The 8,593-nt window shown below is 72.7% G+C and carries 6 protein-coding genes, 2 pseudogenes and 1 riboswitch; of the genes and pseudogenes, 4 read left to right on the top strand and 4 right to left on the bottom strand.

Translation table 11 applies throughout. The annotated features are described in order from the left end of the window. Positions 1–218: 218 nt before the first annotated feature. The 3 genes and pseudogenes from B7767_RS14720 to B7767_RS14710 all read right to left on the bottom strand — a co-directional run. The gene (locus B7767_RS14720; protein ID WP_085572586.1) at positions 219–623 is read right to left on the bottom strand and encodes a hypothetical protein; all 405 of its coding nucleotides are present in this window, start codon (positions 621–623) and stop codon (positions 219–221) included. 62 nt (positions 624–685) lie between these two features. Continuing rightward, positions 686–812, bottom strand: a riboswitch (cobalamin riboswitch). Between the two features lie 54 nt (positions 813–866). Next, a complete protein-coding gene (locus B7767_RS14715) occupies positions 867–1,847 on the bottom strand; it encodes a ferric reductase-like transmembrane domain-containing protein (RefSeq protein WP_085572585.1) in 981 nt (326 codons plus the stop codon). 433 nt (positions 1,848–2,280) lie between these two features. Beyond that, positions 2,281–2,511 (bottom strand): annotated as a pseudogene (locus B7767_RS14710) (pyridoxal-5'-phosphate-dependent protein subunit beta); the annotation flags it as partial. Between the two features lie 281 nt (positions 2,512–2,792). On the opposite strand from B7767_RS14710, the gene B7767_RS14705 reads away from it, so the two are divergent. Further along, complete coding sequence (locus tag B7767_RS14705) at positions 2,793–3,035, top strand: hypothetical protein (RefSeq protein WP_143652461.1); 243 nt, start codon at positions 2,793–2,795, stop codon at positions 3,033–3,035. 499 nt (positions 3,036–3,534) lie between these two features. Here the strand turns inward: B7767_RS14705 and B7767_RS14695 are convergent, their stop codons facing one another. Next, a complete protein-coding gene (locus B7767_RS14695; RefSeq protein ID WP_085572582.1) occupies positions 3,535–5,514 on the bottom strand; it encodes a heavy metal translocating P-type ATPase in 1,980 nt (659 codons plus the stop codon). A 137-nt stretch (positions 5,515–5,651) separates the two neighbouring features. Here B7767_RS14695 and B7767_RS14690 point away from each other — a divergent pair, with 137 nt between their 5' ends. From B7767_RS14690 to B7767_RS14680, 3 genes and pseudogenes are all read left to right on the top strand, one after another. After that, on the top strand, positions 5,652–6,035 hold the full coding sequence (locus B7767_RS14690; RefSeq protein ID WP_085572581.1) for a helix-turn-helix transcriptional regulator: 384 nt from the start codon (positions 5,652–5,654) through the stop codon (positions 6,033–6,035). Between the two features lie 416 nt (positions 6,036–6,451). Beyond that, positions 6,452–7,942, top strand: a complete 1,491-nt coding sequence (locus tag B7767_RS14685) for an ABC transporter substrate-binding protein (protein ID WP_085572580.1) — start codon at positions 6,452–6,454, stop codon at positions 7,940–7,942. Then, a pseudogene (locus tag B7767_RS14680) lies at positions 7,939–8,593 on the top strand (ABC transporter permease); the annotation flags it as partial. The gene B7767_RS14685 and the pseudogene B7767_RS14680, both read left to right, overlap by 4 nt.

Raw genomic sequence — 8,593 nt, 5'->3', positions numbered from 1 at the left:
GCACCGCCGCGCCGCGGACGCGGGAGCCGGCGAGCGGGTGCCGGCCCGCACCGGGACCGCCCGTCGGGAGGACGAGGGACCCACCGGGTCCTGGCATCCGCCTTCGGGGCCGCGGCCACGTCCGTGTGGTCCGTGCGTCCCCGGTGGGTGAGGGCCGGGCCTCGTGGGCGGTCGGACGTGCCCCCGGTGGCGGACGGTCCGGTCGGCCCGGTGCGACGTCAGCAGGTCGCGCGGCGCCCCGGCGGGGTGAAGACGTGGAGGTCCAGGATGTCCGGCAGGGGCGCCACACCAGGACCGCCTGCGCGGACCCACGCGACGATGTCCTCGGTCGCGTCCGGGTCGTTGACCAGTCCGAGCCAGACGGGCCGGGCGCCGGCCGCGCGGCCTTCGGCGGAGGGCTGTACGACGACGACGTTGGCCTGGTCGCAGACGTCGAGGCAGTCGGAGACGCGTACCGGTGCCGCGGCACGCAGGCGTTCGGTCTGGGCCTCGTGGTCGACGCCGGTCACCTTGGGGCTGCCGCAGCAGCAGTCGCGGCACACGACGACGCGGCACGGCACGGGGCCGGTGGCCGTCGCGGGCCTCTTGTCGTCCGTCGTTCGTCCGGTCGGCGTTGCGGGCACGCGGTGCCGTCCCTCTCTCCGGGGAGATCCGCCCCGGTGGTCCGTCGAGGAGGCGACCGCGTGAGTCTCCTGGCTCTCGGGTCGATGCTCGTCCCGGCCTTCCCACCCGCTGCCGGGCAGTGGCCTGTCGGGACTCGCTCGCCGATCACAGTGGCGGGACCGCGCCGGATTCACACCGGCTTCCTCGTTCCGCCGTCGCCCTGTCGCCGTCCATCGTCCCATCCCGGGAGGCCGGGCCGGCCGTCAGTCCGTCTCCTGGGCGTGGGGGGCCGTCGCGGGCGGGTGGACCGGGCGGTCCCGTCCGCCGTCACGGCCGGACACCGCCACGACGACCAGCCCGACGACGACGGCCCCGACCGCGACCCGTCCCGCCACCCGCACCCACCACCCCGGCCGGGCCGCGTTCCCGCCGGGGGAGCCCAGCCGTTCGGCCCGCCGGGCAGGTTTCAGCAGGCGGAGCAACAGCAGTGCGGCGACCGGGAGTTGCAGCAGCCACAGGACGGTGCGCGGCCACTCCCCGTACCAGACGTTGGTCCCGTACAGCAGCGTGTGCCACACGCTCAGCACGTACACGACGATCACGAAACGGTGCAGCCGGCGCCAGGTGCCTGCTCCGATGCGGTGCCGGACGTAGAACAACAGCCCCAGCGGGATCGCCAGGTACAGGGCACCCTGTCCGAGCGGGATGGCGATCCGGCCGGTGCCGGAGTCGTACCAGCCGGGAACGAAGCTGTCGGCGAAGGCCACCCACAGCCGTTCCGCCCAGTCCACCTTCGTCTCGTAGCGGACGAGTTCCGCCGCGAACATCAGCGCGTGGGCGAACATCAGTGCCGTCGTCGTCAGGCTCGTGGTGCGGTGCCAGCGCTCCAGCGCCTGCCGGGAGACCGGCAGCCGGGCGGGGCGCGGCCCCGACAGCAGCAGACCGAGCATCACCGTGCCCCACGCCCACAGCAGCCCCGACCAGCCGAACGCCTGGCTGAGCAGGTACATCCAGTAGGTGCCGGGGTCGTCCATGAACGGCATGACCGCGACGGTGTCCGAAGCACCCGATTCCATGCGCGCCCACAGGAGGGCGAACACGAGCGCCGTGACCACCACCGCCGCGCCGGCGTCGGGCAGGGCGGACCGCAGATCGCCGCGCAGCGCGACGCGGTCGCCGGGAGGCCGTCGCCGCCCGGGCGGGGTCACCGCCCCGTCTTCGTCCGGCCTCACGTCCGACGTCATCAGGGGCCTCCCGGGCACGGGCCACCGCGGCAACGGTGCGCATGTGTCGTGAGGCAACAAGTCTGGCTGATGAGGGAGTGATCCCCAGAGGCGTTATCCGGCCAGAGCCACCACGAAGACCGCCCAGGGCATCCGGGCACATCGGCGTCCGCGCCGGACCCCGCACTCCCCGTGGCCCGCTCCACGCACCTCCTGATCCGGGACCAGGGCGCGCCCGGGACGTTCCCGCGTGTGACCTTCGCTGCCGCAAGGCCGGTACTGCCGACAGCGACACCTCAGCACCGCCGCTGATCCCGTCGCGGCACGGAGGCGAATACATCGGCAACGAACTCCGATGACTCACCTCGGAGCCGTTCCACCTCCCCCAGCCTCATACCGGGGGGATGCCCACCACCAGCCGAGATCACTCGACGTGACGAAGTACTGCTGGCTCGAGGCCGAGGGTGCCGCTGGAGGACTCGACGATCGGTGCGCCGGGCGCGAGCTCACCGCGGCGCCGCGCCTCGCGGATCATGTGCAGGCCGGGCCGGTCCTTGATACCGCCCGGACTGGCGCCTTCCAGCTCGGCGTGGAAGCCCCGCCCCTGTGGGGCGAACGGCTCGTCGACCCACAGGACCGGAGTGTTGCCCACCAGGTGGGCCGGGCGGCGGGCGATGGGGAACATCGCTTCGCGCCGCCGTCGCGGCGACAGCACTCTTCGTAGCCATCGCCTCCTGCACGGATGACGAACCCGGGCTTGCGCCCACGATCTCCGCGCCACTCAGTACGCCGAGTCGGACGCCGCCGCCCACGACCTCCCGGCCTCCGTCACCGACGGCAAGTGCCCCCGAGGATCCGGTCGAGGCCGAGGAGGAGATCCGCGCCGCCTGGGCCCGCTTCTTCAGTCCCGAGACCTCTGTGGAGGACAAGGCGGAGGTCGCAGGGAACGGCGGCGATCACCAGCTCATGCTCGAGGCACTCGCCGAGGATCCGCAGAGCCGGCTGCTGCGGGTACGGATCGGCTCGGTGACCTTCACCTCCGACCTGAACGCGCGAGTCGGCTACACCCTCTTCCCCGACGGCCGGAAGACCGGACCGGACCGCCCGGGGGCGCCCGTACGACAGGACGGCACCTGGAAGGTCTCAGCGGAGACCGTGTGCTCCCTGACGCAGTACGGCGAGGGTGTCCCCCGGGCTCCGATCTGCTGACATCGCCGAGGCAGTGGCCTCCCGCGACGAGGCCGACCGGACCCGCTGCCGCCACCGCGTCTCCTGCACGTAGCAGAGCAGGGCCGCACATCACCGTGACCGCGCACCTCGAAGCCCGCGCCCGACGAAGTCGTCCAATGGATCAACGCGGTTGTGCGCCGTGGCGTCGCCACTCGCACCGTGCACCAGCCGTCGGCCGAGGCGGCTGTCCGGCGGCCGGAACTCGACCACGAGGAGCCGTCCGCCGGGGTGCAGGACACGATGCATCTCGCGCAGCACCACGGGCCCGAGGTCTTCCCCGACCCGGCGCACATGAACCGCTTCCATCGGCCGGCGACGGCGCTGCGGTCACTCCTGCCGCCGGAGCGGGCCGGGGTGGCGGACTGCTGGCGAAAAGGCCGCTTCAGGAAGATCCGGGTGTGCCTGTGTGGATGCCGCGTGCCCCGGCACACGGTGGCCATGTACCGGGGTGACTGGCGGACAGGCGCCCTGCGACGACTCAGCCAGTGGCCTTGCGCCAGGCCGACTCGCGCAGCAGCCGCAGGCCGTTGAGGCCGACGATGACGGTGGAGCCCTCGTGCCCGGCGACGCCCAGTGGCAGCGGCAGATGGCCGACGAGGTCCCAGACGACCAGGCCGGCGATGAAGACTCCGGCGATGACGAGGTTCTGCACGACGAGCTTGCGGGCCTGGCGGGACAGGGAGATCACGGCGGGCACGGTGGCCAGTTCGTCCCGGACGATCACCGCGTCGGCGGTCTCCAGCGCCAGGTCGGAGCCCACCCGGCCCATGGCGACGCCGGTGTGGGCGGCGGCCAGCGCGGGCGCGTCGTTGACACCGTCACCGACGACCATGACCTTGCGCCCGCTGGTCTCCAGTTCCCGGACGGCACCCACCTTGTCCTCGGGCAGCAGCCCGGCCCGCACGTCCTCGATGCCGGCCTCGGCGGCGAGACGGGCGGCGGCGCGCGGGTTGTCACCGGTCAGCAGCAGCGGCGTGGTCCCGGTGAGGGAGACGAGCGAGGTCATGGTCGCGGCCGCGTCCGGACGCAGCCGGTCGGCGATGCCCAGCACACCGACCGGTGCACCGTCGAGGGTGACGAGGACGGCGGTCCGGCCCCCCTCCTCCAGCTCACCGGACAGGGCCTTCACGTGGGCCGAGGCGGCGTCGTCGGCCTCGCGCAGCAGCCGGGCCGGGGCACCGGCCTCGACCATGCGTCCGTCGAGCGTGGCCTTCACTCCGACACCGGGCGTGGAGCCGAAGTCCACCACCGGCTTGATCCCGAGTCCCCGCTCGCGCGCCGCGGTGACGATCGCCCCGGCCAGCGGGTGCTCGCTGGGGGCCTCCGCCGCGGCAGCGAGCAGGAGCAGCTCTTCGTCGTCCAGGCCCGTGCCCGGGAACGGGCGGACGTCCGTGACGCGCGGGGTGCCCTCGGTCAGGGTGCCCGTCTTGTCCAGCGCGACCGCGTCGACCTGGCCCAGCCGTTCCATGACCACGGCCGACTTGACCAGCACTCCGTGGCGTCCGGCGTTGGCGATGGCCGACAGCAGGGGCGGCATGGTGGCCAGCACGACCGCGCACGGAGAGGCCACGATCATGAACGTCATGGCCCGCAGCAGGGAGTCGGTGAGGTCCGCGCCGAAGGCGAGCGGGACGAGGAACACGGCGAGGGTCGCGGCCACCATGCCCAGCGAATAGCGCTGTTCGACCTTCTCGATGAACAGCTGGGTCGGCGCCTTGGTCTCGGAGGCCTCCTGCACCATCCGCACGATCCGGGCGATCACCGAGTCGGAGGCGTCCCGTTCGACCCGTACGCGCAGCGCGCCGGTGCCGTTGAGGGTGCCGGCGAAGACCTCGTCGCCCTTCTCCTTCACCACCGGCAGGGGTTCACCGGTGATGGTGGCCTGGTCGACCTCGCTCACCCCGTCCAGGACACGGCCGTCGGCGCCGACGCGCTCGCCGGGCCGCACCAGGACGGTGTCGCCGACCGTCAGGTCCTCGACGGGGACAGTCGTTTCACTGCCGTCGACCTCGATGCGGGTCGCGGTCGCGGGCGCCAGGTCGAGCAGGCCGCGCACCGAGTCGGCGGTGCGGGCGGTGGCCAGCGCCTCCAGGGCTCCCGAGGTGGCGAAGATGACGATCAGCAGGGCGCCGTCCATCACCTGTCCGATCGCTGCCGCGCCCAGCGCAGCGACGACCATCAGCAGGTCGACGTCGAGCGTCTTCTCCTTCAGTGCCCGCAGACCCGCCCATCCGGGCTCCCAGCCGCCGGTCGCGTAGGACAGCGCGTACAGCGGGCCCCATGCCCAGGCCTGCGCCCCGGCCAGCTGGAGCGGCAGCGCGAGCAGGAAGAGGATCGTGGCCGCGGCTGCCCAGCGCGCCTCGGGCAGGGCAAGAACCCGCGTCCTGTACCGGGAGACGTCTGCGGTGCGCGCGGGCGCGGGACGGTCGGCCGTGGGCGGGTGGAGGGTGGAGGTCATCGGAGCAGACAGTCCTTCACGACGGCATGACGAAGAGGCGGCAGCCCGTACATCCGGCAGCCACTCACATTCACCATACAGGAGCACATGAATACTCATTCATGCATTCATGGGAGGGCCTTCGTAGGATGGTGCCCATGGGCCATGGAGCTGACGTCAAGACCACCGCCACCGCACGCGAACGCCTGGAGACCGTGGGCGCCGCCGACGTGGCCACGACCCTTCAGGCCCTGGCCACCCCGTCCCGGCTGCGCATCCTGACCCGCCTCCAGGAGGGCCCCTGCGCCGCCACCGAACTCGCCGACGCCGTCGGCATGGAACAGTCGGCCTGCTCCCACCAGCTGCGCCTGCTGCGCAACCTCGGCCTGGTCACCGGGGAGCGCCGGGGCCGCTCGGTCATCTACGCCCTCTACGACAACCACGTCGCCGAACTGCTGGAGCAGGCCCTCTACCATGTCGAGCACCTGCGCCTCGGCCTGCGGGACACGCCGACCACGGCGGCCGTGAACGGGACGGCCTGAGCACGAGATCGCACCCCCTCGGGCGCGACGGCCCGCAACGCACCCTCCCGCACGCCCCGTCCCACTGCCCGGGCCCCGGCAAGGCGCCGCTCGGCCCGGACGACGGCTGGTGACAGTTCGCCCGCACCAGGCCCTGGCCATGAAGAAGGCGACAGGAGGCGCCGGCCGGGCGAACCGGCCGACCTGAAGAAGGCCTGTCGCCGAATACCCTCCCGCTCGCAATGGCGGGAACCGGCCACTGCACACGTCGCTCAAGACGGCGCGACCACGGAAACCCCCGAGCAGGCCCGTCGAGGAGTCACCGAGAAGCGACCCTCCGCGCTCGAGGCGGTCAGCACCTGTTCTGAAAATGATTGTCATCGTGCTACGGTCATTGCGCGATCAACCATTGGCCAGTTCTTTACCCGGAGTGTCCCGTGCGCGTCCCCGCTCGCCTCTTCCCCCTCCCTGCGACCGCCGCGGCCTCCGTCCTGCTCGCCGGATGCTTCTCCTCGACCGGTTCCGGTGATGCCGACGCCGAGGGCAAGCGGATCCGCATCGCGATGATGCAGCCCCCTCGCTCGGGCCTGTCCCCGCTCTCCGACGACGCGTTCAAGCTGTCGCGCTGGTCGACCGCCGAGACTCTGGTGAAGCTGGACCGCAGGGGCGACGCACGGCCCGCGCTGGCGACCGGGTGGGAGCAGTCCGGGAAGACCTGGACCTTCACGATCCGCGACGGCGTCACCTTCCATGACGGCACGAAGCTGACCGCCGAGGCCGTCGTCAACTCCCTCACCAGGGCCGCCACTTCCTCCCCCAAGCCCCGCATTCTCGACGGCGTGGAACTGACCGCGAAGGCCGAAGCCTCCGACACGGTCGCCGTCACCACCGCCACCGAGGACCCGCTGGTCCCGCAGCGGCTCAGCTCTCCGCAGCTGTCGATCCTCGCGGTGAAGGCCTACGAGGGGAGGACGGTCGACCCGGTCGGCGCCGGCACCGGTCCCTTCGAGCTGACCGACGTCAACGGCACCTCCTCCGCCTCCCTCGACCGCTTCGAGGACTACTGGGGCGAGAGGGCCAAGGCCCCCGGCATCGACGTACGGTTCGTACCGGACGGCACCGCCCGTGCCGCCGCGCTGCGCAGCGGCGAGGCCGACATCGTCGAGGCGGTGCCGGTGTCGCAGGCCGCCGTGCTGGACCAGGACCTGATCACCGAAGTCCCGATGCCGCGCACCAACACCCTTTGCCTCAACACGGAGAAGGGCGTCTTCGAGGACGCCTCGATGCGCGCGGCGGCCCGGGAGGCCATCGACGCCGAGCCGATCGTGAAGGGCGTGTACGAGGGCCGCGCCGATGTCGCCGAAGGGCTGCTCGGCCCTGCCCTGCCGTGGGCGGCCGAGCTGCGCGAGCCGGTGTCCCGGGTGAAGGCGGGCAAGCCGTCCGGGCAGACCGTCACCATCGGCACCTTCACCGACCGGGCCGAGCTGCCCGAGGTCGCCGCCGCCCTGCAACAGCAGCTGCAGGAGGCCGGGTTCGAGGTGAAGCTGGACGTCCGCGAGTACGCGAACATCGAGTCCGACGCGCTGGCGGGCGGGTTCGACGCGTTCATCCTCTCCCGCGCCACCGTCCTCGACTCCGGCGACCCGGCCGCGTACCTGTACAGCGACTTCGCCTCCGACGGCTCCTTCAACATCTCCCAACTCGCCGACGCGAGCGTGGACAAGGCATTGAAGAAGGCCGGCGAGAGGCCGGCCGGTGACTCGCGCCGCACGGCGGCCGTCGCCGCCGAGGCCGCCGTCCTCGCCACCGACGCGGCCGTCCCGATGCTGCACGAACGGGTCATCCAGGGTGACGCCGCCGGCGTGGTCGGCGCCGCCCATGACCCGCGCGAGCGGGAACTGGTCACGGCGGACACCTACGTCAAGTGAGACCCGGTCCGGCGGGAGTGACCCGCGTCGTCTGTCTGATCGCCGTCCTGGCGGCCGTCGGGCTGTTGCCCTGGCTGTCCGGCAGGGACCCGGCACTGACCGTGCTGCGCGCCCGCTCCGCCGAGCAGGAGCCGACGCGGGAGGCCCTGGACGCCGTACGGCGGGACCTCGGCCTGGAGGCCGGCCCCCTGTCCCTGCTGGGGACATGGGTGTCCGGCCTGCTCCACGGCGATCTCGGCACCTCCTGGGTGTCGGGGGCCGAGGTCCTGCCCTCCGTGGTCACGGGGCTCCAGGTGTCGTTGGCCCTGATGGCCAGCTCGTCGGGTGTGGCGCTCCTGTTGGCGTCCGCGCTGGTCGCGCCCGTGCTGGTACGGGGGCGGGGGTCGGCCGGGGCAGTCGCCGCGATGCTGGCCGCCGTACCGGAGTTCCTGCTGGCGACCGTCGCGCTGCTCGCCGGCGGGGTCTGGCTGGGATGGCTGCCGACGTCCGGCTGGCAGGGCGCCGAGAACATGGTGCTGCCCGCCGTCGCCCTCGGCGTCCCCGCGGGCGGCCTGCTGGGGCGGCTGGTCGCGGACGCGGTGCCCGCCGTGCTCGGCGAGCGGTGGGTGGAGCTGTGGAGGGGCGCCGGGGTGAGCCGGGGCCGGATCGCGG

The organism is Streptomyces sp. 13-12-16 (assembly GCF_002114215.1).
Taxonomy (GTDB): Bacteria; Actinomycetota; Actinomycetes; order Streptomycetales; family Streptomycetaceae; genus Streptomyces.
The sequence above is the reverse complement of the archived record's forward strand: the minus strand, read 5'-3'. Positions and strand labels throughout refer to the sequence as shown.

Excerpts from the sequence above, each read along its gene's own strand:
- B7767_RS14715 (WP_085572585.1), bottom strand. The coding sequence starts at position 1,847 with ATGACGTCGGACGTGAGGCCGGACGAAGACGGGGCGGTGACCCCGCCC.
- B7767_RS14705 (WP_143652461.1), top strand. The coding sequence starts at position 2,793 with ATGCTCGAGGCACTCGCCGAGGATCCGCAGAGCCGGCTGCTGCGGGTA.
- B7767_RS14695 (WP_085572582.1), bottom strand. The coding sequence starts at position 5,514 with ATGACCTCCACCCTCCACCCGCCCACGGCCGACCGTCCCGCGCCCGCG.
- B7767_RS14690 (WP_085572581.1), top strand. The coding sequence starts at position 5,652 with ATGGGCCATGGAGCTGACGTCAAGACCACCGCCACCGCACGCGAACGC.